Annotated in this window: 22 protein-coding genes and 1 pseudogene; 12 read left to right on the forward strand and 11 right to left on the reverse strand. The window is 70.1% G+C overall.

The window, feature by feature from the left end; all coding sequences use genetic code 11:
- The 4 genes from ACWD3I_RS39505 to ACWD3I_RS39520 all read left to right on the forward strand — a co-directional run.
- Positions 1 to 357, forward strand: a 357-nt coding sequence (locus ACWD3I_RS39505; RefSeq protein WP_451084312.1) for a vitamin B12 dependent-methionine synthase activation domain-containing protein, incomplete at its 5' end; no start/stop codon positions are given.
- Positions 354 to 1262 carry a methylenetetrahydrofolate reductase [NAD(P)H] gene (gene metF / locus ACWD3I_RS39510; RefSeq protein WP_365395437.1) on the forward strand — a complete coding sequence of 303 codons (909 nt, stop codon included), beginning with the start codon at positions 354 to 356 and terminating at the stop codon, positions 1260 to 1262. The genes ACWD3I_RS39505 and metF, both read left to right, overlap by 4 nt.
- 69 nt (positions 1263 to 1331) lie before the next feature.
- Positions 1332 to 1460 carry a hypothetical protein gene (locus ACWD3I_RS39515; protein ID WP_365395435.1) on the forward strand — a complete coding sequence of 43 codons (129 nt, stop codon included), beginning with the start codon at positions 1332 to 1334 and terminating at the stop codon, positions 1458 to 1460.
- Between the two features lie 136 nt (positions 1461 to 1596).
- Entirely contained in the window at positions 1597 to 1917 is a 321-nt protein-coding gene (locus ACWD3I_RS39520; RefSeq protein ID WP_365395432.1) for a DUF6059 family protein, read from the forward strand.
- Positions 1918 to 1928: 11 nt separating this feature from the next.
- Here the strand turns inward: ACWD3I_RS39520 and ACWD3I_RS39525 are convergent, their stop codons facing one another.
- The 10 genes from ACWD3I_RS39525 to ACWD3I_RS39570 form a co-directional block, all read right to left on the reverse strand.
- Positions 1929 to 2519 carry a malonic semialdehyde reductase gene (locus ACWD3I_RS39525; RefSeq protein WP_365395429.1) on the reverse strand — a complete coding sequence of 197 codons (591 nt, stop codon included), beginning with the start codon at positions 2517 to 2519 and terminating at the stop codon, positions 1929 to 1931.
- 140 nt (positions 2520 to 2659) lie between these two features.
- A complete protein-coding gene (locus tag ACWD3I_RS39530) occupies positions 2660 to 3673 on the reverse strand; it encodes a 3-oxoacyl-ACP synthase III family protein (protein WP_365395425.1) in 1014 nt (337 codons plus the stop codon).
- A 129-nt stretch (positions 3674 to 3802) separates the two neighbouring features.
- Positions 3803 to 4972 (reverse strand): hydroxymethylglutaryl-CoA synthase, encoded by a 1170-nt coding sequence (locus tag ACWD3I_RS39535; protein ID WP_365395422.1) that lies wholly within the window; start codon positions 4970 to 4972, stop codon positions 3803 to 3805.
- A 3-nt stretch (positions 4973 to 4975) separates the two neighbouring features.
- Positions 4976 to 6037: a hydroxymethylglutaryl-CoA reductase gene (locus ACWD3I_RS39540; RefSeq protein ID WP_365395419.1), complete on the reverse strand. Its 1062-nt coding sequence runs from the start codon at positions 6035 to 6037 to the stop codon at positions 4976 to 4978.
- Complete coding sequence (fni, locus tag ACWD3I_RS39545) at positions 6034 to 7128, reverse strand: type 2 isopentenyl-diphosphate Delta-isomerase (protein ID WP_365395416.1); 1095 nt, start codon at positions 7126 to 7128, stop codon at positions 6034 to 6036. Before fni ends, ACWD3I_RS39540 begins: the two co-directional genes overlap by 4 nt.
- Positions 7125 to 8216, reverse strand: coding sequence for a phosphomevalonate kinase (locus ACWD3I_RS39550; RefSeq protein ID WP_365395413.1), 1092 nt, complete (start codon positions 8214 to 8216; stop codon positions 7125 to 7127). Before ACWD3I_RS39550 ends, fni begins: the two co-directional genes overlap by 4 nt.
- The gene (gene mvaD / locus ACWD3I_RS39555) at positions 8213 to 9265 is read right to left on the reverse strand and encodes a diphosphomevalonate decarboxylase (RefSeq protein WP_365395410.1); all 1053 of its coding nucleotides are present in this window, start codon (positions 9263 to 9265) and stop codon (positions 8213 to 8215) included. The genes ACWD3I_RS39550 and mvaD overlap by 4 nt, the downstream gene beginning before the upstream one ends.
- Positions 9258 to 10292: a mevalonate kinase gene (gene mvk, locus ACWD3I_RS39560; RefSeq protein WP_451084313.1), complete on the reverse strand. Its 1035-nt coding sequence runs from the start codon at positions 10290 to 10292 to the stop codon at positions 9258 to 9260. Before mvk ends, mvaD begins: the two co-directional genes overlap by 8 nt.
- 308 nt (positions 10293 to 10600) lie before the next feature.
- Positions 10601 to 10786, reverse strand: coding sequence for a hypothetical protein (locus ACWD3I_RS39565; protein ID WP_365395404.1), 186 nt, complete (start codon positions 10784 to 10786; stop codon positions 10601 to 10603).
- A complete protein-coding gene (locus ACWD3I_RS39570; protein ID WP_365395401.1) occupies positions 10783 to 11412 on the reverse strand; it encodes a hypothetical protein in 630 nt (209 codons plus the stop codon). Before ACWD3I_RS39570 ends, ACWD3I_RS39565 begins: the two co-directional genes overlap by 4 nt.
- 413 nt (positions 11413 to 11825) lie before the next feature.
- Between ACWD3I_RS39570 and ACWD3I_RS39575 the strand changes: the two genes are divergently transcribed.
- The 6 genes and pseudogenes from ACWD3I_RS39575 to ACWD3I_RS39600 all read left to right on the forward strand — a co-directional run.
- Positions 11826 to 13826: an FAD/NAD(P)-binding protein gene (locus tag ACWD3I_RS39575; RefSeq protein WP_365395398.1), complete on the forward strand. Its 2001-nt coding sequence runs from the start codon at positions 11826 to 11828 to the stop codon at positions 13824 to 13826.
- Positions 13823 to 15268 (forward strand): 3-carboxy-cis,cis-muconate cycloisomerase, encoded by a 1446-nt coding sequence (pcaB, locus tag ACWD3I_RS39580; protein WP_365395395.1) that lies wholly within the window; start codon positions 13823 to 13825, stop codon positions 15266 to 15268. Before ACWD3I_RS39575 ends, pcaB begins: the two co-directional genes overlap by 4 nt.
- Positions 15269 to 15544: 276 nt before the next feature.
- Positions 15545 to 17095: an NAD(P)/FAD-dependent oxidoreductase gene (locus ACWD3I_RS39585; protein ID WP_365395392.1), complete on the forward strand. Its 1551-nt coding sequence runs from the start codon at positions 15545 to 15547 to the stop codon at positions 17093 to 17095.
- 364 nt (positions 17096 to 17459) lie between these two features.
- Entirely contained in the window at positions 17460 to 19181 is a 1722-nt protein-coding gene (gene qcrB, locus ACWD3I_RS39590) for a cytochrome bc1 complex cytochrome b subunit (RefSeq protein WP_365395389.1), read from the forward strand.
- 140 nt (positions 19182 to 19321) lie between these two features.
- Positions 19322 to 19681, forward strand: coding sequence for a DUF3099 domain-containing protein (locus ACWD3I_RS39595; RefSeq protein ID WP_365395386.1), 360 nt, complete (start codon positions 19322 to 19324; stop codon positions 19679 to 19681).
- A gap of 273 nt (positions 19682 to 19954) precedes the next feature.
- Positions 19955 to 20328: pseudogene (locus ACWD3I_RS39600) on the forward strand (IS30 family transposase); the annotation flags it as partial.
- A gap of 72 nt (positions 20329 to 20400) precedes the next feature.
- Here the strand turns inward: ACWD3I_RS39600 and ACWD3I_RS39605 are convergent.
- A complete protein-coding gene (locus ACWD3I_RS39605) occupies positions 20401 to 21720 on the reverse strand; it encodes a multidrug effflux MFS transporter (protein WP_365395383.1) in 1320 nt (439 codons plus the stop codon).
- 505 nt (positions 21721 to 22225) lie between these two features.
- On the opposite strand from ACWD3I_RS39605, the gene ACWD3I_RS39610 reads away from it, so the two are divergent.
- Positions 22226 to 22990, forward strand: coding sequence for a helix-turn-helix domain-containing protein (locus ACWD3I_RS39610; RefSeq protein WP_365395380.1), 765 nt, complete (start codon positions 22226 to 22228; stop codon positions 22988 to 22990).
- Between the two features lie 112 nt (positions 22991 to 23102).
- Positions 23103 to 24119 carry a type III polyketide synthase gene (locus tag ACWD3I_RS39615; protein WP_365395377.1) on the forward strand — a complete coding sequence of 339 codons (1017 nt, stop codon included), beginning with the start codon at positions 23103 to 23105 and terminating at the stop codon, positions 24117 to 24119.
- The last annotated feature ends 19 nt before the right edge of the window (positions 24120 to 24138 follow it).

Genomic DNA, 24138 nt, shown 5'->3' on the forward strand with positions numbered 1-24138 from the left:
TTCGAAGCCAACGCCTACCGCGACTACCTCGAACTGCACGGCCTGTCCGTCCAGTTGGCCGAGGCGCTCGCCGAGTACTGGCACGCGCGCGTGCGCGGTGAACTCGGTATCGCAGGAGGCGACTCGGGCTCGCTGGACGGCATGTTCCGTACCGAGTACCAGGGCTGTCGCTACTCGCTCGGGTATCCGGCCTGTCCCGACCTGGAGGACCGCGCGAAGATCGCCGACCTGCTCCAGCCCGAACGCATCGGCGTCCAGCTGTCCGAGGAGTTCCAGCTGCACCCCGAGCAGTCGACCGACGCGATCGTCCTGCACCACCCCGAGGCCGGCTACTTCAATGCCGGAGGACGTACATGACCGCGCTGCGCGATGTCCTCGACCGGGGGCTCCCGTCCTTCTCCTTCGAGTTCTTTCCGCCGAAGACCGACGCCGGAGCCCGCTCCCTGTGGAAGGCGATCCGCCGGATCGAGCCGTTGGCACCCGCCTTCGTCTCGGTCACCTACGGGGCCGGCGGCTCATCGAGGGACCGGACCGTCGAGGTGACGAAGCGAATCGCGGCCGAGACGACTCTGCGGCCCGTGGCCCATCTGACCGCGGTCGGCCACTCGGTGGCGGAGCTGCGTCGCATCATCGGCCAGTACGCCGATGCCGGCGTCCGGGACGTCCTCGCCCTGCGCGGCGATCCGCCCGGCGACCCGAACGCCCCCTGGATCCCGCACCCCGAAGGCTTCACCCACGCCCATGAACTGGTGTGTCTGGTCAAGGAGTCCGGGGAGTTCGGCGTCGGCGTGGCGGCGTTTCCGGAGCGTCATCCGCGTTCCCCGGACTGGGACAGCGAGATTCGGCACTTCGTCGCCAAGTGCAGGGCCGGCGCCGACTACGCGGTCACTCAGATGTTCTTCCGCGTCGAGGACTATCTGCGGCTGCGCGACCGGGTGGCGGCCGCGGGCTGCGACATCCCGATCATCCCGGAGATCATGCCGGCCACCGACGTGCGCCAGATCGCCCGCTTCGCGGAGCTCAGCGGCGCCGCCTTCCCCGAGGAACTGGCACACCGCCTCGACGCCGGGCGCGACAACCCCGCGGACGGTCACCGCATCGGCGTCGAGTACGCCACCGAGATGGCCGAGCGGCTCCTCGCCGAAGGCGCCCCCGGACTGCACTACATCACGCTGAACCGCTCGACGGCGACGCTCGAGATCCACCGCAACGTCCTGAGCTCAAGGAGTGCCCGGCATGGCCTCGCAGCAGGCCAGCGCTGATCGGCGAGGCCGAGGGGCCGTACCAGCCCGGCCGTTGCCGCCACCGAGCCGACCGAACAGGAGGACCAGGTGTACGACATCCAGGAGGAGGACAGCAGGCTGCCTCACGACGTTCCGGCCCTCGCCCCGCCGCTCCGGCTCGCCGGCATCGACGAGGACGACAACTGGGAACCGCACGTCGTACGAGGCATCGACTGAACGTCGGCACGGTCGGCGTCCGTCGGCGTCCGCGGCCCGGAACAGACCTGCCGTGCGCCATGCCGCCTCAACCGATCCACAAGTGAACCTTGGCAATCTCTGTAGCAACAGCGAGCGGAGGTGGGGAGGTGCGGACATGAACCGGTTGCTGAGTGGCGTGTGGCGGCTTCTGGTGGACTACTGCCTGCGGCCGGTCTGGCGGTCCCTTGCGGCCTTCGGGTCCATCTATGTCGGCCGCGAGGTACTGGACGCCGAGACCGCGCCCACCCCCCGCTCCCGGGCCCGCTTCGCGCGCTACGCCCAAGGGAGGTTCCTGGCGCTTCCTCCGGGGGTCGGTGGGCCGCCGGCCGCGCATCCCGAGCGACTGTGCGAGGACGTTCCGCTGTCCGTGCAGGAACGGCTGCTCGCCCGTGAACTGTGGCCGGCCTACGAACGGCGTGCCCGCGACCGCGGCTGAGCCTGTGCGGCTCAGACAGTGGTGATGACCTCGTCGATGTTCAGGCGCGGCAGACGAGGACGCCAGGCGTCGGGGCCTGGCCTGCCGACGTTGACGATCATCAGCGGGGTGTGGTCGTCGTCGAGGAATACCTTGCGGACGCCCTCGGGATCGAAGCCGGTCATCGGGCCAGCGGCGAGGCCCGCGGCGCGGATGCCGACGATGAAGTACGCGGCCTGGAGGGCGCCGTTGAGCAGGGCGGACCTCTCACGGACCGGGCGTTCGGCGTAGAGGACGTCCTTGGCCTGCGGGAAGTGCGGGAAGAGCCTCGGCAGTTCCGCGTGGAACTCGTTGTTCGTGGCGAGGATCGCGACCAGTGGGGCGATGGCGGTCTTGGCGCGGTTGCCTTCGGCCATATGCGGTACGAGGCGCTCGCGGGCCTCGGGGGAGCGGACCAGGGTGATGCGCAGCGGGCTCTGGTTGGAGGCGGTCGGGCCGTACTTGACCAGGTCGTAGATCGCTTCGATCTGTTCCTCGGTCACCGGCTCGTCGGTGAACGTGTTGGCGGTACGGGCCTCGCGGAACAGGAGGTTCTGGGCGGCGGCGTCCAGTACGAGGGACATGGGGGCACCCTTCTCGGTGAGCGTCTCTCGGCGGGCTCGGTGAACGGGGCTGGGCTGATGCGGGAGGGAGGCCGTACGGGCCTGCCGCGCGGACAGAGCGCGCGGCGGGCCCGTACGGCCTCTTCACCACTGGATCAGGGTCACCACTCGACCAGGGCGAAGCTCGCGGCCATACCGCCGCCGAACCCGGCCAGCAGGATCAGCTCGCCCGGGCGGAAGGCTCCCTCGCGGACGGCCGCGTCCAGGGTGATCGGGATGGAGGCGGCTCCCGTGTTGCCGTAGTGCGTCACCGTCCGGTGCATGGTGGCGCGGGGCAGGGCCAGTTCCGCGAAGACCTCGTCGAGCATGACGCCGTTGGCCTGGTGCGGGATGAAGTGGCTGATGTCCGTGGGATCGACACCGGCCTCGTGGAGGAACCCCTTGACCAGCTGCGGCAGTTCCTCCACGACGAAGCGCCGTACCTCTCGCCCCTGCATCGTGAAGTACTGCAGCCCGGCATCGAGGCCGGCCTGGTCGACGGGCAGCCGGCTGCCGCCCGCAGGCACTTCGATCAGATCTGTGAGGTCGCCGAACGAGTGCAGTGCGACGTGCCGGATGAGCGGGCCCCGCGTGGTCGGGCCGAGAACCATCGCGCCGGCGCCGTCCCCGAACAGCATGACCGTCCTGAAGTCGGCCGGGTTCAGGATGCGCGAGTACACGTCCGCGCCGATGACCAGCGCGTAGCCGCCCCGCCGCAGGAGCGTGCTGCCGACCGCGGAGAGCGCGAACACCGTGCCGGAGCAGACCGCGTTGACGTCGAACGCCGCGGTGCCGGACGCCCCGAGATTGCGCTGGACGTAGGCCGCCGTCGGTGGCTGCGGGTGGTCCGGCGTGGACGTGGCGACCGCGATCACGGACAGTTGCTCGGCGGAGATGCCGGCCGACTTCATCGCGGCCTGTGCCGCGGCCGTGGCCAGGTCCGAGGTGGCTTGGTCGGAGGCGGCCCAGCGGCGCTCCCGGATGGCGGTCTTACGGGTGATCCAGGCGTCGTCGACGCCGGCCGGAGCGCCGACCTCGTCGTTCGAGACGATCCGGTCCGGCACATAGGAGCCCGTGCCGATGATCCGGACATCCCTGATGGGGCTGCCCGTACCCAGGATCGCGGCGTCTTTCATGCGGCTGCCCTCCCTCACATGGTTGGTGAATGGCTGCGCGAAGAGGCCGCCGGGTGCACGGCCGTGGTGGCCCGGCGCGTGGGCAGCCCCGAAGGGCTGTCCACGTCACCTGCGGGCCCGCAAGGCGGTCTAGCGTGACTGGTAGATGCGCTTGTGGCCGCTCAGCCCGGCCAGCCGGTAGGGCCCCGTGGTCTGCGCGGGGGTGGGGTGGTCGCCGCCGTCGGTGGGGAACGACCGCTCGTGCAGGGCGCGGTATTCGGCGTAGGAGACGGGCTTGCGCCGGTCGGTCGCCGCGTGGTTCGCCTCGGTCCGCAGCTGCTCCCGGTAGCCGCCTACGACGGTCCCGGCGAAGAACTCGGCGACGCTTCCGGAGCCGTAGCTGAGGAAGCCGATGTGCCGGCCGGTCAGGTCTTCCGCCTGGTCGAGCAGCGCGGCGAGGCCCAGGTACACGGACGCGGTGTAGCTGTTGCCGATCACGGTGTTGTACGCCGTGGTCTGGCCGATGGCGCGCGCGACGTCGTCCTTGTCGGTGTCGTACCCGCAGTAGTTCAGCAGGTGGCGGTGCGCCTTGTAGGCCATCTTCGTGAACGGCTGGTGGTAGCAGAACGCGGCGAACTCATCGAGGGAGCGGCCGCCCTGCTCGGTGTAGTCCTTCCAGGTGCCCTCGACCGCCTGCAGGTAGGCGTTGATGGAGTCCTGGCCGTCGACCAGCGCCGCGTCACGGTAGTTGGGCCGCCAGAAGTCCATGACGTCGGCGGTGAACAGGCCGGACGGGTCCTCGATGCGCACCAGGGCGGGATCCAGGCCGACCAGCATGGCGACGGCCGCCGCGCCCTGCGTCGCCTCGCCGGGGCTGTCCAGCTCGTACTTGGAGACGTCGCTGGCGACCACGAGGACCTGCTGGGCGGGGTCGCGCTGCACCAGGCCGATGGCGAACTGCAGGGCCGCGGTTGCCCCGTAACAGGCCTGCTTCAACTCGACGACCCGGGTGGCCGACGGCAGCCCGAGCAGGGAATGGACGTACACACCGGCGGACTTGGCCTGGTCGATCGACGACTCCGTCGCGAACACCACGGTCCGTATGCGGTCGCTGCCGTGTCGGGCGATGATCGGCGCCGCGGCCGCGGCGCCCAGGGTGACGATGTCCTCGTCCGCGGCGGGAACGCTCATCGACTCCTGGCCGATGCCCAGGTGGTATTTGCCGATTTCGGTGCCGTTGTACGCGGCGAGCTCCGTGTGCGGCAGGACGAACTCGGTTGTCGCGAACGACAGATCGTGAATTCCGATGTTGATGGACATGCCCTATGCACCAACCTTTGCGGTGTTGTTGTCGCGTTCCAGCTGGACGTGCGCACGCATGAGTTCGCCCGGGTTGGTCTGTGCCGCGAGCAGCGAGAGTTCGCCGCACAGCACCGTCGCCGCGGCGATGACGGCGAGGCGGCGCGCGTTCTCCCCGGGTGCACGGTCGGCCCGGCAGCCCAGCCGGGTCAGATTGGTCTCCACGAAGGCGAGGCCCTTGCCGTTGCCGACCGTGCCCACGATCAGGTTCGGCAGTGTGCAGGAGAAGTAGAGGTCGCCGTCCCGGTCCTCGGCCATCGTGACGCCCTGGGAGCCTTCGACGATGTTGGCCGCGTCCTGGCCGGTCGCCAGATAGAACCCGAGCAGCATGTTCGCGAAGTGGGCGTTCGCCGAGCGGATACCGCCGGCGAGCAGGGTGCCGAGCAGGTTCTTGCGAATGTTCAGCTCGACGACCTTGGCGGCCGTCGTGTGCAGCACGTCGGTCACCACGTCCCGCGGCACGAGAAGTTCTGTGACGACGTTCTTGCCGCGGCCGAGGATGCCGTTGATCGCGGTCGCCTTCTTGTCCGTGCAGTAGTTCCCCGAGATCGATCCGTAGGAGATGCCCGGGACGGTCTGCAGCAGGTGCTTGAGGAGTGCGTCGGAGGCGAGCGTGGCCATGTTGTGCCCGGAGGCGTCGCCGGTGCTGAACTCGAACCGGATGAACAGCAGGTTGGCCGTGATCTCGTGCCGGACGCCGATGAGCTGGGCGAACCTGCTGCAGCCGCGCACGACCTCGCGCAGCTCGTCGATCCGCGCCTCGATGATCCGCGCGGCCGTGTACGCGGTCTGCGCGTCCGTGGCCTCGACGAGCACCGAACGCGTCATCCGCTCGTCGACGAGAGTGGCGACGATGCCCTGCTCGGCCAGCATGGACACCTTCGCCCCCCGGCCCACGGAGGGCCACAGCGGCGACTCGTAGGTGGCGAGCGGTACCTGGGTCTCGGTGGTGGCGACGTTCCCGGAGATACGAAGGGGTCCCACCCACCTCATCGGGACCCCGGCGATGGCGTGTGCGTCGGTCATCGTGTGCTTCCCGTCATCTCGTGGAGGGCGTCGATGGAGCTGGAGCGCTGGGCGAGCCGCCGGGTGTCGATGCCCCGGTCGGCGCAGAAGGACCGCAGTTCGCCGTGGATCAGCAGGTCGCAGCGGGTCAGATCGGCGGGGGTGCGGGCGCCGAGCATGGTCTGCAGGGCCGCCAGCTGATCGAGCCATGTCGAGATCTTGGTGATCAGCGCCGTCACGTCGCCGTCGAGCAGGGTGCGCAGGAATCCGCCGGACGAGCCGACGGCACCGGCGCCGAGGGCCAGGGCGCGGGCGACGTCGAGCGGGGTGCGGACGCCGCCGGAGGCCAGGAGGGGGAAGCCGATGTCCTGCGCGTCCAGCAGGCAGGCGGCGGTGGACTGCCCCCAGTCGTGCAGGTAGGCGTAGTCGGCGAGTTCGCGTCGGCCGTTCTCGATGCGGGCGAAGTCCGTGCCGCCCCGGCCGCTGACGTCGGCCACCTGCACGCCCAGGTTCGGCAGGGCGAGGATCGTCTGGCGGCTCAGCCCGTTGCCGACCTCCTTGACGATCACGGGGACGTCGACGCTGGTCGCGATCCGCTCGATCTGCGCCGCCCAGGATCCGAAGGACCGGTCGCCCTCCGGCATGGGCGTCTCCTGCGCCGTGTTGAGGTGGATCTGCAGGGCGTTCGCCTGGATCAGGTCGATGGCGCGGCGGGCGTTGTCGACCGACGCCGTCGCGTTGACGTTCGCCAGGACGAACCCGTCCGGGTTCTCCTCGCGCAGCACCCGGAAGGTGTCCGCGCACGACGGGTCCTTGAAGTAGGCGTGCATGGAGCCCGACGCGATGGCCACCCCGGTCTCGCGGGCCGCGATGGCCAGGTCCCGGTTGATGACGCCGGTCTTGGCGCTACCGCCGGTCATTGCGTTGATGTAGAGCGGTGCCTGCCAGGTGAGGCCGGCGAACGTCGTGGTCAGGGACACGTCCGGGCGGTCGATGCCGGCCAGGGCGTGGTGGACGAACGACACCTCGTCGAACTGGTTGCGTCCGCTGTGCGCGTGCTGCTGCTCCATGGCGAGCCGGACGTGGTCGTCCTTGCGCTGAGCGCTACTCATTCTTCGATCCCTTCCAGGGCGGGACGGACGGGCAAGGGCAGCACCCCGGCCGCGGCCCACCGTTGCCGTACGTGCGCGATGTCGTGCGGGGCTTCGGCGTCGAGCAGGGCGATCCCGCAGTCGCCGCCCCCCGCCCCCGAGGGTTTGGCGGCGCCGCCGGCGGCCTCGGCCGTGTCGCACAGCGCCGTCAGCTCGGGCGTGAAGATGCCGAGGCCGACCTCGTCGTCCAGGCGGGCCAGTTCTTGGCGGGCCCGCCGGATGTGGTGCAGCAGGCTCTCGCCGTCGCCGGTCTCGAGCGCCGCGATCGAGGCGTGTACGAAGTCGGTGGTGGTCTCCAGGAACTTCTGTTGCGAGGCGCTGCCCCGCCAGGTCCGCCGGTGCAGGCCGGACACCAGGGACGTGGTGGAGGCCGGGTTGCCGGTCCAGCCGACCTCCAGGCAGAGGCCGTTCGGCGGCGGCAATCGGCGTACCGCGAAGCCCGGCCAGGGGGTGCGCAGTGTCTCCTCGATGCCGTGGCGGCGGGCCAGGTCGAGTACGAAGGCCCGGTCGGGGGCCTGGTACGCGATCCAGCCGCCCCAGGTGCTCGCGGCGAGATCACCGCCGGAGCCCTTGGGGTCGATACGGGCCGTCGCGAGCAGGGCCAGCCGGAAGCGGGCCTCGGGCGACAGGTCCAGTCCGCAGTACGTCGCCACGGCGGCGATCGTTGCCACGGTCACGGCGCCGCTCGAACCCAGGCCGTACTTCCTGCCGTTGTCGTGCAGCGTGCTGGTGATCGACACGCTCAACGGGGGGACGGACATGCCGCGTTCGGCGAGCAGGTCGCTCACGGCCTCGATCGCGGCCACCACGTGGGGCGCTTCTCCGTCGCCGCCGGCCAGTCGGCCGTCCTGCCACGGCCGGTGTACCGCTCGCGGACCGAGGTCGGAGGAGATCAGCACGCCGGGATCGTCGGCGCCGGACACGGTGGCGGTGATGTACCGGTCGACCGCGACCAGGATCGCCGTGTTGCCGGGCTCCACGACCGCGTACTCGCCCGCGACGAACAGCTTGCCCGGCGCGCGCCGGACCACCGTTCGCCGGGAGGTCATCGTCCGCCCCCGCACAGCAGGCGGGCGCCCGGCCCCGGTCCGGCGATGTGCACCGAGACCCGTGCGGCGGCGCTGCGGACGACGCCGGCCACCCGGTCCGCGTCGGCGCGTCGGCACAGCACCTTGACGTTCGGTCCGGCGTCCATGGTCGCGTAGGCCGGTATGCCGTCCCGCCTGAGCTGGAGCACGCTGTCGAGCACGGTGAGCGTGGCCGGCGACAGGTAGCGCACCGCGGGGCGCGCCGCCAGCATGGTGGCGTGCATGCCGAGCGCGTTGCGCTCCGCGATCTCGCCGACGGCTTCGAGGTCGCCGCGCTTGAGTGCCACCCGCATGTCGGCCAGGTCGTCCCGGCTGGAGGCGGCCCACGGTTCGTAGAGCGGCGAGGTGTCGACGGTGCGGCGCATGGCCGTACGGCTGGACACGTCCTTGGGTCCGGCGTTGACGACCGCGATGACCAACGCGGGGTCGAGTTCCGCGGTGGGCACGGGCTCGGCGTAGGAGCTGAGGTCCGCGTCCGTGGCCGTGCCGGTGGTTCGGCCCGCGTGCCACATGGCGAAGCCGCTGAAGATCGACCGGGACGCCGACCCGGAGCCGCGCCGGGCCAGACGGGACAGCGCGGTGGCGTCGAGATCAAGGCCGTACGCGGCGGCTGCTGCGGCGGCGAGGGCGGCGAACCCGCTGGCGGAGGACGCCAGGCCGGCCCCGGTGGGGACGGTGTTCTCGGTGTCCACGACGGCTCGTTGCGGGCATCCGGCCCGGTCCCGGACCAGGTCGAGGAAGGCGACGATGCGGCGCAGCGCCTCGCCGGTCGCGGGCACGCCGTTGAGCGTCACCGCGTCGTGCCCGGCCTGGGCGTCGAGCCGGACGTGCGTGGTCGTGGGGAAGATGTCCAGGGTCATGGACAGGCTGTCGGTGCGTGGGAGGAAGAGCCGTTCATCGCTCTTGCCCCAGTACTTGATCAGGGCGATGTTGGGGTGTGCGACGGCGGTGGCGCGTTCCGCACCGGCCCGGTCCTGGGGCCGGATGAGGGTGGTGTGCTGTTCAGACATGGCGGACTGACCTCCTCAGCGGCACGACCCACGTCTGTACGGCGCCGGCTTCGTGCAGCTGCCGGGTGACCTCCCGGGCCCGTTCCGGCTGGGTCAGCGCGAGTACGCAGCCGCCCAGACCGCCTCCGGTGATCTTGGCTCCGAGGCTGCCCGCCGCGAGTGCGGCCGCGACCATCGCCTCGATCCGGTCGGTGCTCAGGCCGGCCGCGCGCAGCAGGGCGTGGTAGTCCGTCAGCCGCGAGCCGAGTTCCTCCGGCTTGCCGTCGGCGAGGGCGAGCCTGGCCACCTCGGTCAGCTCCGAGGCCCGGCGTACGAATCGCTCCTGTGCTCCGGCATGGCGCTGGAATCCCGCGCGGAGCAGGTCGCCCGCTTCCTTGGTGCTGCCGATGACGCCGCTGTCCGCGATGATGAGCAGACTGTCGCAGCCGACGCTCAACTCCTTGGCCCCGCCCGCCTGGAAGAGCAGCGGGCCGGAGGCGCCGACGGTCATGGCGTCGACGCCGCTGGACCGGCCGTGCGTCACGTTCTCGGCCGTTTGCACCAGGTCGAACGTCATCCGTTCGCCGACCTCGCGGCCGAAGAGATCGGCGAGGGCGAGGACGACCGCGCGTGCGACGGCCGCGCTGGAGCCGAGGCCCCGGCCGGGCGGGATCGCGCCGTCGATGATCACGTCGATGTGCGGGCCGCCCGTGATGCCCAGGGCCGCCCGGAACTCGGTGGCCAGTTGGTGCAGGCCCGCGGGGCCCCGCATCGCCAGCCGCCGCGCGGCGGAACCGGTCAACGTGTAGGACACGCCGCCCGGTTCACGAGGGCTGCGGGAGGACCATCCGGCGCTTGCCGTGACCGCCAGCTGCGGAACCGGAAGAGCGAGGGCCGGCGCGCCGTACACGACTGCATGCTCCCCCAGCAAAATGGACTTGGCGTGGGCGCGGCCGGTACCGACTGAGCGAACCCAGTGGCTTTCTGATGTTCCTGCCGCTGAGATCGGTAGAGTCAACGCACTCAGCTCCCCTTGTCGTGTTTGCAATGAGATCGCGTCATCCGGATTTCCAGGAATGATTGAGCGGGAAATCAGACACAGAAATCCCCGGCAGTTTGATCATGGCCGGGGAGTCAATGAGCCAGGGGTTTCCGGACGGTTACCGCATCCGGCGTCGACTGCGTCTCGCGTCCGTGCGGACCGTGGATGCGGGGCTGAAGTCCCTTCCCCGCAACGGTTTTTGGGCAGGGGAGACGTGCACAAATAGTGACACGGGTGGGACCCCGAGCGCAAGAAGGCCCCGAGCCCTTTTTGGGCGCGGGGCCGATTCTGGCAGCGTGTCAGGGAGGCCGGTATCAATTGCCGCGCCGCAGAGCGATCTCCGTGAGTTCCTCGATGTCGAACTCCGAGCGGCGGTTGGGTGCGCCATAGCGGGTTATCTTCCCTCGGCTCACCCACTTTCGAATGGTCGCTTCGGTGACGCCCACGGCGAGGGCGGCCACATTCGTCGGGACGAGCCGGTGGCGTGGTGGTTTGGTCATGCGCCGACACTCTTTCGTTGCCGCTCTATGAGGTGTCGCAGGGTGAGCCATTCACGCAGCTCCCATGCGTGTCCGGACGAGCACCTGATGTTGCTCCGGCCGGTGTTCTCGGCCTTGTGCGGCGCGGCTGTGATCGTTCCCGCGCAGCCGTCCACGACACACTGCCTGGTGAGCCTGTTGAGTCCATCGGGGTCGGGGTCGATGGTGTGGCGCAGCTCCGTGGCGATGGTTTCGATCTCGTCCGCGAAGTCGCCGGCCGGGGGCTGCGCGGTGATCCATTCCAGGTTCGCCGTCAGAAACCGCGCCAGTTGCGGGACAGAGCGATGCGGGGCGATGCGGCCGAGCTTCTCCACGACGATCCCCGACCAGGATTCAAGAATGACGAGGATGTTGTGCCGAACATCGAGCACGGCGATATCAAGGTGATCCCGCTTACGGCTTCCCGAGACCTTCGTCGGGTTGGTTCGCCTGGGCGCCGGTGACACGTGGTGCAGGCTCTCCTGGTGGAGTGCGGGGATGATACGCAGATTGTTCTCCACCTGCTTGATACAGAGGACGCACAGGGTGAATCCGACGGCGGCGGAGATCTCCTGGGGGTGATTTCTGGGGCAGGGGTGAACCCTCATTGAATCTCCTGCACGAGGTGACTCGACAGATTCAGTAGTCATGTGATTTCTGTTCCCCCGGTGATGTCCAGAAGTTTCTCCGGGATCACCCCCGCAACGTGATGCGGCGGTAAGTCAAATTCCCGGGGATACGCCTGTCGCCGAATCTAACGACCGGTTCTCGAGTCCCGGTACAGCCCCGAACGCATACGGCTGTACGGGCACCCGGCCGTGCGGCTGCCCGCGGTATCCCGGCTTCTCAAGCCGACTTCCACCAGGATCCGACGCTTGGTTGAGCGCCTGCCCCGACGGTTGCCGAGGAAGGAGGCGCTGTGGACGGTACGCACCGAGGCCAACGCGCAGTACGCGCCGGACTCACCGCAGGGCCGCCGGTGACGGCGGCCGTTCAGTTTGCCCCGGGGGACCAGGTCCCCTTGGACCCGCACTTGGAGGTCTGCCTCGTCGGCGCGGGACCGCGGGGCCTTTCCGTACTGGAACGGCTCTGCGCGCAGGAACGGAAGTCGCCCCGCTGGGACAGTGTCACCGTGCACGTCGTCGACCCGGATCCGCCGGGTTCGGGACGGGTGTGGCGCCCGACGCAGTCCCGGCACCTACTGATGAACACCGTGTCCTCCCAGGTCACGGTCTACACCGACGCCAGCGTCCGCATCGACGGACCGCTGGACGAGGGGCCGAGCCTGTACGAGTGGGCCAAGGCGCTGGTCTCGGAGACGCTCGAGACCGTCCCGGAGGCCGGGTACGACGACGGGATCCTTGCCGAAGCACGCCATCTGGGCCCCGACACCTACCCGACCCGCGCCCTCTACGGCTGCTATCTGACGTGGGCGTTCCAGCAGGTCGTCGCCAACGCCGCCGCGCATGTGACGGTGCGCACGCACCCCGTACGCGCCGTCGCCCTCGAGGAAGAGGGGCAGGCAGGGGAGCAGACCGTCGTACTCGATGACGGCACTCGGCTGGCCGGCCTGTCCGCGGTCGTCCTCGCGCAGGGCCATGTACCGGCCCGACTCACTGACACCGAAAGGGAGTTGACCGAGTACGCCGAGCTGAACGGGCTGACCTATGTGGTCCCCTCCAACCCGGCAGACGTGGACCTGTCGGACATCCGGCCCGGCGAGCATGTGCTGCTGCGCGGACTCGGGCTCAACTTCTTCGACTACCTGGCCCTGTTCACCCACGGCAGAGGCGGCGTCTTCACCTGCGTCGACGGCCGCCTCGTCTACGAGCCTTCCGGCCGCGAACCGCGCCTGTACGCGGGCTCCCGGCGCGGCGTGCCCTACCAGGCGCGCGGCGAGAACGAGAAGGGCGCCCACGGCCGCTACTACCCCCGGCTCCTGACCGCCGGATACATCGCGGCGCTGCGCGCCCGGGCCCCGCACCGCGGAGCCATCGACTTCGCCGCCGACCTGTGGCCGCTCATCTCCAAGGAGGTGTGCAGCGTCTACTACGCCGCCCTGCTCGCGGCCCGCGGTGAACTCCCGGACGTCATCGAGGAGTTCGTCGAGGCCTACCTGGAAGCCGAACCGGGACACGACGAGAGCGTCCTCCTCGACGCGACCGGGATCGACGCCGCCGAGCACTGGGACTGGAAGCGCATCGCGCGTCCTTACGGCAACCGTGTCTTCGGCGACCAGGCCGACTTCCGCCGCTGGCTGCGCGGGCACCTTGACGACGACGTCCGGCTGGCCCGCCAGGGCAACGTCAGCGGACCGGTCAAGGCCGCCCTCGACGTCCTGCGGGACCTGCGCAACGAACTGCGGCTCGCCGTCGACCACGCCGGACTGACCGCGACGTCCCACCGCGACGACCTCGACCGCTGGTACACACCGCTCAACGCCTATCTGTCCATCGGCCCCCCGGCGTCCCGCATCGAGGAGATGGCCGCGCTCATCGACGCGGGCATCCTCGATGTGACCGGCCCCGGCATGCGCGTCACCGCCGACGCGAACGATCCGCACGGTCCCTGTTTCACCGGTACGTCGAGCGAGATACCGGGCGTGCGGGTGCGGGCCACCGTCCTCATCGAGGCCCGCCTGCCCGAGATCGACCTCAGGCGCACCGCGGACCCGCTGATGAACCAGCTGCTGAGCACCGGGCAGTGCCATCCGTACCGGATTCCCGGCGGGGACGGCACGGGCGGCGCGGACTACGAGACCGGCGGCCTCGCCGTGTCCGAGCGGCCCTACCACGTGATCGACGTCCAGGGAGTGCCGCATCCGCGGCGCTTCGCCTACGGGGTGCCCACCGAGTCCGTGCACTGGGTGACCGCCGCGGGCATCAGGCCCGGCGTCGGCTCGGTCACCCTCGAGGACTCCGACGCGATCGCGGCGGCGGTCCTCGCCCTGCCCCAAATGCCTTCTCCATCACGGCAGTCGGACCGCACGGCAGCAGCCTCAAGCGTGGGGGCGGGCACATGACCTACGCAGACGAATCACCGAAGACGGGCGCCCTGACGGGCCACCTCGACGCCGGGCTGCTCTCGCCGGTGCGGGCGGGCACCCCCGTCGAGGCCGCCGTCGGCGACAGCGCCTGGCTGCAGGCGATGCTCGACGCGGAGGCGGGCCTGGCCCGCGCCCAGGCCCGCTGCGGCACCGTGCCCGTCCAGGCGGCCGAGGCCATCACGGCCGCCGCCCGCGCGGACCTGCTCGACGTACGTGAACTGGCGCTGGCCGCGCGGGAGACCGCGAACCCGATCGTCGGCCTGGTCAAGGCGCTGACCGCGGTGGTCGCGGAACGCTCCCCGCAGGCCGCCGAGTATGTGCACCGCGGCTCGACCAGCCAGGACGTCTTCGACACCGCCGCCATGCTGGTGGCGCAGCGCGCGCTGCGCCTGATCGGCGCCGATCTGCGGGACGTGGCCGAGTCGCTGGCCGGTCTCGCGGCCGCGCATCGGGACACCGTGACAGCGGGCCGCACCCTCGCCCTGCACGCCGTGCCCACGACCTTCGGGCTCAAGGTGGCCGGGTGGCGGCAACTGGTTCTGGACGCCGTCGAGCGCCTCGAACGGGTCGCCGACGGCGGGCTCCCGGTGTCGCTCGGCGGCGCGGCCGGAACCCTGGCCGGCTATCTGCAGTACGCGGGCCAGGGCGCGGACCCCGCGACCGTACTCGGCGAACTCGGCGCCGCGTTCGCCGAGGAGACGGGCCTGACCGCCCCCGTACTGCCCTGGCACGCCCTGCGCACCCCCGTTGCCGACCTGGGGGCCGCACTCGCGCACACCACCGGCGCCCTCGGCAAGATCGCAGCGGATGTGCTGGTGCTCACCCGTACCGAGATCGGTGAGGTGGCCGAGCCCGCGGTCGCCGGACGGGGCACCTCGTCGGCGATGCCGCACAAGCGCAACCCCGTGCTCGCCACCCTGATCCGCTCCGCCGCTCTTCAAGTGCCCGCGCTGGCCACCGTATTGATGCAGTGTCTGCCCGCCGAGGACGAGCGGTCGGCCGGGGTGTGGCACGCGGAGTGGCAGCCGCTGCGTGAAGCCTTACGGCTCACCGGCGGTGCCGCGCACACGGCCGTCGAACTCGCCCGGGGGCTCACCGTCCACCCGGAGCGGATGCGCGCCAACCTCGGGGCGACCGGCGGGCAGCTCGTCTCCGAGCGGGTTTCGGCCGTCCTGGCGCCGCGCGTCGGCAAGACGGCCGCCAGGGAACTGGTGACCCAGGCCTCTCTGCTCGCCACCCGGACCGGCCTGCCGCTGGCCGAGGTACTGGCCAGACTCCCGCAACTGGAAGGCGTGTTGGACCGCGAGGAGGCGGCCGCACTGCTCGACCCGGCCGGTTACACGGGTGTCGCCGGCCCGCTGGTGGACCGGGCACTCACCACTGCGGCACCGGGGCGGGCGAGGGCCTCGGGGCGGTGACGGGCTGCGGGGCGGGCACGGGACAGTGACGGTGACGGCTGGTGCGTACGACGGTGTCGTGGTCGTACGTGCCGGCTCGTCGGCGTGTGTCCTCGCGGGCGGGCATGCGGGCTCCTCGCGGGACCCGATTCCCCTGGTCCCGCCGCTCCCCATACCCCGTCCACTCGATTCTCGCTAGAGCCGTCCTCGTGACCACATGGAGCCCCGCTCAAGCCGCTGCCACCGACCGGCCCGCCCCCGCATGATGCAAACACAACGCAAGGGAGGGCGGCCGAGTTGAGTCTGGACGCACGTGTTGTCGACGGGGGCGGCGGCCATGGCCACGCCGTCGTGATCGGTTCGAGCATCGCCGGACTCACCGCGGCGCGGGCTCTGGCCAACTTCATGGACCGGGTCACCGTGATCGAGCGCGACTGGCTGCCCCGCGGACCGGGCCGCCGCCGCGGTGTGCCCCAGGCGCGGCACACCCACAGCCTCATGACCGCGGCCCATCAGGGCCTGGAGGAACTGTTCCCCGGCATCCGCCAGGACCTCACCCGTGCCGGAGCGGTCCACGTTCGCATCCCCGAGGACATGCTGCTGCTCGGCCCGTCCGGCTGGCTGCCCCGCTTCGACACCGGCCTGTCGATGCTCAGCGCGGGCCGCGACCTCCTCGACGCGGCGATACGCGACCGGCTGCGCGCCGACCCCAAGGTGACCTTCCTGCCGGAGCACGAGGTCGTCGCCCTGCAGCCCGGCCCGCAGGACACCGTCACCGGCGTTTGGGCGCGCGGCCGGGACCGGAAGGCACCCGAGGGCTGGACCCCCCGGCGCCTGCTGTCCGCCGAGTTCGTGGTGGACGCCTCCGGACGAGGCTCCCGCGCCCCCGAATGGCTCGCCGAACTCGGCTACGAGCCGCCCAGGGAAACCGCGGCCGACGCCCGCACCACGTACGCCACCACCCTGTACGCGCCACCCGTCGGCCATGTCGCCGACTTCAAGAGCCTGTTGCTCCTGGCCGGGCCCGGCGACCCGGGGTACGGCATGCTCAACCCCGTCGAAGGCGGCCGCTGGTCGGTGTCGATCGCCACCGGCGACGGCACCCCGCCGCCCACCGACCACGAAGCACTGCTGCGCGCCGCCGGCACCCTGCGCCACCCGCTGCTGCGCGACCTCATCGAGACCGCCACACCGCTCGGCCCCGTCTACTGCCGCAGCCGTACCGACAGCCGCTGGCGCCACTACGAGAAGCTGCGCCGCTGGCCCGACCAGTTCCTGGTCGTGGGTGACGCCTTCGCCGCCCTCGACCCGGCGCACGGCCACGGCATGACGCTCGCCGTGCAGTCCGCTCTCGTCCTCGACCACATGCTCGCCGCCCACGGCACCGCGGTCGGCATCAGCCACCGTCTGCGCAGGGCCCTTGCCCACCGGCTCGCCCCCGCCTGGCAGTTGAGTACCCGGACGCTGTGCCCGGCGGACCCGGACCAGGACCCTTCTCCCGGACTGCGCGCCCGGCTCGGCCGGCGCTATGCGTCCCGGATAGCGGCCGCGGCGAGCACCGACCAGCACGCGGCGAACCTGCTGCTGCACCTGCACCAGAGCCTCGCCCCGCCCGCCGCACTGCGGCCGCGCGCGCTGCGGGCCGCACTCCGTCCCCGGCGCGCTCCCGCCGCCGCGGCCGCGACACCGCCCAGCGTCACGCACGGTCCCGACGCCCGCCGGCGCCGTCCGGGCACACCGACCGTGCCCGTCATCGGGGTCTCCATCAGCTCCACCCGGCCGCGGCCCACCGGTACCTCGGCCCAGGGGCCTGCCGCGGCACCGGCCGGCGACCGGCAGCGACCGTGACCGTTCCGCCTTTCGGCCGAGCGACCGTGACCGCCCCGTTTTTCGGCCAGCTGGCGTGTTGTACGCCGTCGCGGCCGAAATAGCACGGCCATACGCTCGGATCCATGACAGGAGTGGATCAACCAGCCGTCAGAGAAGCCCACTTGCGTTCCGAGGTGCCACAACCCACTCGAGAAACACTTGAGTTGGGACTTGAGTATCGCTTGAGCGCGGTTGTTCTGTTTGCTGACGCGTGGATAGCGTTTCACCCGCTCCAGGGCACGGGCCTGCTTGCGCCGCGGCAGGCCGCCCCCACCACCGACCGCTCACCGGTCGGCTCGGGTGTGCCTGTGACGGCCGAGCGGCGAGGGGAGGGCGCGCGGGTATGAGCACGACCGAGAGGGCGCCACAGAGTGTGCGCACCACACCGCCGAGGGGCGAGCGCATCGCCGACTGGGCGGACGGGCGGCTCGGGATCTACCACTTCAGGTTCATGATCCGAAAGGTCTTCCCGGACCACTGGACGTTCATGTTCGGTGAGATAGCGCTCTACAGCTTCATCGTGCTGATCCTCACCGGCCTGTGGCTCACCATGTTCTTCGACCCGAGCATGACCGAGACCGTCTACAACGGATCGCACGTCCCGCTGCAGGGCATCCCGATGTCCCAGGCCTACGCCTCCACCATCGAGATCAGCTTCGATGTGCGCGGCGGTCTGCTCATCCGCCAGCTGCACCACTGGTCGGCGCTGATCATGATCGCCGCGCTCTGCGTCCACACGCTGCGGCACTTCCTCACCGGGTCGTTCCGCAAGCCGCGTGAGGTGAACTGGCTGATCGGCTTCGTGCTGCTCGTCGTGGTCACCCTGGAGGGCTTCGTCGGGTACTCACTCCCCGACGACCTGCTCTCCGGCACCGGCCTGCGCATCGCCGAGGGCATCACGATGGCCATTCCGGTGGTCGGCACCTATGTGACGCTGTTCCTGTTCGGCGGCGAGTATCCGGGGCACGACATCATCCCCCGGTTCTACAGCTTCCACATCCTGCTGATACCGGGCATCATCCTGGCCCTGGTCACCGTCCACCTGATCTACGTCTTCTACCACAAGCACACCCAGTTCCGGGGTCCCGGCCGCACCGAGAACAACGTCGTCGGCCAGCCCCTGATGCCGGTCTACGCGGCCAAGGCCGGAGGGTTCTTCTTCCTCGTCTTCGGCGTGCTCACACTGCTCGCGGCCGTCGCCCAGATCAACCCGGTGTGGAACTTCGGGCCCTACCGCGCCGACCAGATCTCCCAGGGCTCCCAGCCCGACTGGTACATGGGTTTCCTGGAAGGTGCCCTGCGAGCCATGCCCGCCTGGGAGTTCGTCATCCCGGGTGGCTACACCGTCAACATGGGTGTCCTGATACCGGCCGTCATCCTGCCCACCGTCATGATGGCGGTGATCGCGCTCTGGCCGTTCCTGGAAGCCTGGGTCACCGGCGACACCCGCGAACACCACCTTCTCGACCGGCCCCGCGACCACCCCACTCGCACCGCGTTCGGCATCGCCTTCGTCTCGCTCTACCTGGTGCTGTTCTTCGGTGGCGCCAACGACGTCCTGGCCGAACGCTTCCATCTGTCCCTGAACCACATCACCTGGGCGGTGCGGATCGGAGTCTTCGCCGTCCCGGTGCTGACGTACGTCGTGACCAAGCGGATCTGCCTCGGCCTGCTGCTGCGGGAGCGCGACAAGCTCCTGCACGGCCGCGAGACCGGCCGGATCAAGAGGCTGCCGCACGGCGAGTTCGTCGAGGTGCACGCACCCCTCGACCCCGATCACGCGTACACCCTCCTGTCCAGGGAGATCAACGAGGTGCTGCCTGCCCCCGCGGCGGAACACAACGGTGTGCCCAACCCGCAGTCCCGCAAGGACATGCTGCGCCACCGGCTCAGCCGCTGGCTGTACGGCGGCCAGCTCGCGCAGCCGACACCGGAGGAACTGCGGCACGCCCTGGAGCACCACTCGCCCAACGGGCACGCGGCGTCCAACGGGCACGCGGCGTCCAACGGGCATCCGGGAACCGCTGCCGTCGAGGAACGGGAGCCGGACCAGGAAGTGCGCTGACCCGGCGGCGCGACGCGGAAGGACCGGGCCGGATACGGCGGCGCGGGTGATCAAGAGACGGTCACCCGCGCCGCCGTCGTTCCACCGCCGGCCGTCACCCCGCTCGGCGCCCTGACCGGCCGAGCATCCACGGAGGCCCGATGAACCGCACTTCATGGCACCGGGACGGCCCCCGGGCCGAGTCCATCACCCGGGCACGCACCGGCCTGACGCAGGACCTGCGCGGCCGCCAGCGCCGCTACGTTGCGGCCATGCTGGTGCGCAGCGCCTGTGTGGTCCTGATGGCCGTCACCTGGAACCGCTGGCCCGCCGTCGCCGTCTGCGCGCTGGTCGGCGGGGTCGTCATCCCGTACGTCGCTGTCGTCGCCGCCCAGGCCGGGTGGCGTCAACAGCGGGGTGTGCGCGCTGAGTTGGCCCGGCCTGTCGAGGAACCCGTCGCTCGCGTCGTCCTCGAACCCACCCTGATCCTGCCGCCGCCGGAACGGAACACGGCGGGCTGACTTCCGCAGGGACACACCACAGTTGAACCCCGGTCAGCAGGAACCGGACCAAGGCTTTGGGCGGTCGTAGGAGGCTGGTCCGCGAGCGGGAGGAATGCTTCCGGCTCGCGGACCAGAGCCATGGCAATGCAGAAGCCCGCCGGTTGGTGGACATCGACGAACGAACGGGTCGTGGGGCGCAACGGCGGTGTTGCCAAGCTTCGATTTCGCCCGCCGGCCCGTCCGACGCCGGCTCCCGAGGTCCCATGCCGCTATCTCACTCGGCCTGACCGTCTGCACGCAGCCGGCCGCGGAACACTCCGAAGGGAACTCGTTCGGGCTCTGCGCACGGGACGAGCCCGCCGAAAGCCTCAACGGCACGCTGGTGGAACGCTCGACCCGCTATCTGATGCTCCTTCACCTGCCCGGCGGCGCACACCGAGCAGAACACTTCCACCAGGTGCCGGCCGCACCGGCCACACGCTGCCATCTCAGCTCAGACGTTCCCTGACCTGGGGCCAGGGCACCTGAATGGCGGGTCACGGCTCGGTCACCCTGGCCATCGACATGCCGGTCTGCTTCTGTGACCCGGCGAGCTCAACGACCGCCCACGCAAAACGCTCGACCGGGACACCCCAGCCGAGCGTCTCACCAAGCTCCTGACAGCAAGCCGATCAGCGGTGTTGCGACGATCACTTGGATCCGCCAGGGCGGACCTGCGGTTGAGCTGTGGTGGGTGCTCAGCGCTCTGCCTTCTCCGTGGCCTTGCTCCGCCAGGGGCGGCACACGGACAGGAAGCAGACCATCGCGGCCAGGGCGCTGCCCAGTTGGACCACGGCCATCGGTACCGCCGTCGTCTTCCCCGCGAACCCGACGATCGATGAGGCGATCGCCCCCATGACGAAGCAGGACGTGCCGACCAGCGCGGAAGCGGAACCTGCGGCGTGCGGGGTGCGCATCAGGGCGAGCGCGTTGGTGTTGGGCAGGATCAGGCCCAGCGCGGAGATCATGACGAACAGACAGGCCGCGAGCGGAACCGTACGGAGGTCGCCGAAGGCGCCCCCCGTCACCAGCAGCAGCCCCACCCCGGCGAGCACGAGCATCGCCAGTCCGGAGCCGAGCGCCTTGTCCAGGCTGACCCGGCCGACGAGGATCCTGCCGTTGATCTGGCCGACGATCATCAGGCCGAACGAGTTGAGGCCGAAGAGCAGCGAGAAGGTCTGCGGGGACGCCCCGTAGACCTCCTGGATCACGAACGGCGACGCGGCGATGTACGAGAACAGCGCTCCGTAGGCGAAGCCGTTCACCAGGAGGTACCCGGAGAAGACCCGGTCGGCGAACAGCCCGCGCATGATCCACAGGGCGTGGCGCACTCCGCCGCTCTGCCGCTTCTCGGACGGCAGGGTCTCCGGCAGCCGGCGCCAGACGAGCAGGGTGAGCGCGACGCCGATCGCGGCGAGGACGAGGAAGATGCCCCGCCAGTCGGTGAGGCGCAGGACCTGTCCGCCGATGACGGGCGCGATGATCGGGGCGATGCTGGATATCAGCAGCAGCGTGGAGAAGAACCGGGCCATGGCCAGGCCGTCGTAGAGGTCGCGGACGACGGCCCGGGCGATGACGATCCCGGCCGATCCGGCCAGGCCCTGCAACAGCCGGAAGGAGATGAGCACCTCGGCACTGGGTGCGAAGGCGCAGATCGTGGCGGCGACTATGTAGACGACCAGCCCGGCCAGCAGCGGCCTGCGCCGCCCCCACCGGTCGCTCATCGGGCCGACCACGAGCTGCCCGAGTGCCATGCCGACGAGACAAGCGGTGAGGGTCAGTTGGACGGCCGTGGCGGTCGAGCCCAGGGTGCGGGTGACCTCCGGGAGGGCCGGCAGATACATGTCCATCGACATCGGCGGCACCGCTGCGAGGGCGCCGAGGACGAAGGTGACGAGGACCCCGGTCCGGCGCAGTGCCTTGTCCCCGGAGGGTGCGCCGCGTCTGTTCTTCGCTGCGGACAGCGCTCCTTGCAACCGCTTGCTGCCGGCGACGGCCTCCTCGGCGTGCTGAGACATGCGCCCTCCGCATCCTGTTGTTGTATGGCTCTGCCGATGCTCGCAGCAAGGCCCTACAGAATCGGCAGACAACGGGTGGCGCCGGTTTTTCGCCGACCTGTCGGCAGGTCTTTGATCTGGTGGAGTCGAGTGGCATCGATCCGATGACCGCGGTGGAATTCGAGGGGAATTCGACTGCTGTTTCGGCAGTGCCTCGCTCGGTTCTTCCTTGAGTGGGTCAGGTAACTTTGGGGCGGCCTTGGCGCGGAGTTGGCAACCGTGTCACTATTTCGGCACACCTCCCCTGCCCAAAGACCGTTCCACGACGGTTGGTTGAGTTCCGAGTTCTCCAACTCGCGCGGGCAAGACCGGGTGTGACGGCTCTTCGGACAGCCGCCCGGTCGCAGCGGTCCATCGGCACCGAGCATCGACGGGGACGTCCACCACCACACCGGATCAGGGTGACGCTCACCCCTGCCACCGATCAGCGACCTACCGGCCAGATGATCGCCGTCAGGAGCCCTTCATGGAGCACCTAGTGCAGCATGCCGTCACCACGATCCGCGAACGCTACTGGGAGCCGCTGAGCCTCGACGAGCTCGCGCGAAGCGCGATGGTCAGCAAGTTCCATTTCTTGCGTGTGTTCAGCCGGGTCACGGGTGTCACCCCGGGACGGTTCCTGAGTGCGGTACGGCTCCAGGAGGCCAAGCGACTGCTGCTGAGCACCTCGCTCAATGTCGCCGATGTCTCGGCGCAGGTCGGATACAGCAGCACAGGGAGTTTCACCCGCCGGTTCACCGAGTCGGTAGGTCTCTCGCCCACGCAGTACCGGAAGCTGTCGCTGGCAGCCCGCGACGACCCGGGGGAGCCCGCGGCGACCGGAGCGGCGCCGGCCGCGTCCGTGCCGGCGTCGGCCGACCGGTGCACCGGTTCCGTGACGGGGGCGCTGCGCACCGCCGAGGCCGCGCTCTCGCCCATCTACGTCGGCGCCTTCGACAGCCCCATACTCCAGGGTGCTCCCGTGTCCTGGAGCAACGCGTCCGCGCCGGGCCGCTTCACGCTGGCCCGCGTTCCCGAGGGCACCTGGTACATCCACGCGGTGGCCCAGGGCAGCCCACCTCACAGCGCCGCCGACCCGGAACTCGGCCTGCTGATGGCCACCGTGGGTCCGATGCAGGTGGGGGTCGACACCGCGCACCGTCTTGACATCACCCTGTCCCCGCCGGACTGGACGTGTCCGCCGGTCCTCTCCGCCCTGCCGGGCATCGACCGGCAGCCGCTGGCGGCCTGACCGCTGCGCAAAAGACTCTTCCCGTACTGAAGGCAGACTCTAGAGAAAGTAGAGCCCAGATATGGCAAGGCTATGCAAGCCCGCGGTGAGCGCGCCGGAACACATCATCACGATGGAAGAGACTCTCGAGTTCGCCGAGAAAGCCCATGCGGGAAAGCCGCAGCTTCCCTTGGCGCTCCGGCTGATTCGGAACACCGGAGTGCTGAAGCGGCATATCGTCCAGCCCATCGAGAAAACACTTCGGCACCCGGGCCTGACGGAACGCAACCGCATCTATGAGGCCGAGTCCAAGAGGTGGACCCCGCCGGTCATCGAAGAGGCTCTGAAGAACGCCGACGTGGCGGCGCGGGACATCGACGCGATCATCTACGTGTCGTGCACCGGCTTCATGATGCCGTCGCTGACCGCATGGCTGATCAACAAGCTGGGCTTCAGGTCGGACACCCGGCAGATACCCATTGCGCAGCTGGGCTGCGCGGCGGGCGGCGCGGCGGTCAACCGTGCCCACGACTTCTGCCTGGCCCACCCCGGCAGCAACGTCCTGATCGTCTCCTGCGAGCTGTGCTCGCTGTGCTACCAGCCCGACGCGGACGACATCGGCTCGCTGCTGTCCGACGGGCTCTTCGGCGACGCGGTCGCGGCCGCCGTGGTGCGCGGCAACGGCGGTGTCGGCATCGAGCTGGAGCGCAACGCCTCCTACCTCATCCCGCACACCGAGGACTGGATCTCGTACGCGGTCAAGGACACCGGCTTCCACTTCCAGCTGGACCGCCGGGTGCCCGGCACGATGGAGCCGCTGGCCCCGGTGCTGCGGGAGTTCGCCAAGGACCACAGCTGGGACGTCGGCAGCCTCGACTTCTACATCGTGCACGCCGGCGGTCCGCGGATCCTGGACGACCTCGCCAAGTTCCTCGATGTCGACCGGCAGGTGTTCCGGCACAGCTGGGCGACCCTGACCGAGTACGGGAACATCGCCAGCGCGGTCGTGTTCGACGCGGCCCGTCGCCTCTTCGAGGAGGACACCCCGGTCACCGACGCCACCGGCCTGATCGCCGGCTTCGGCCCCGGTATCACCGCCGAGATGGCGCTCGGCCGCTGGGCCGAGGACACGCCCGGCGGGCTGGGCTGAGCGCGGCGGAAAGGAATCC

The sequence above is a fragment of the Streptomyces sp. NPDC002817 genome, from assembly GCF_053592055.1.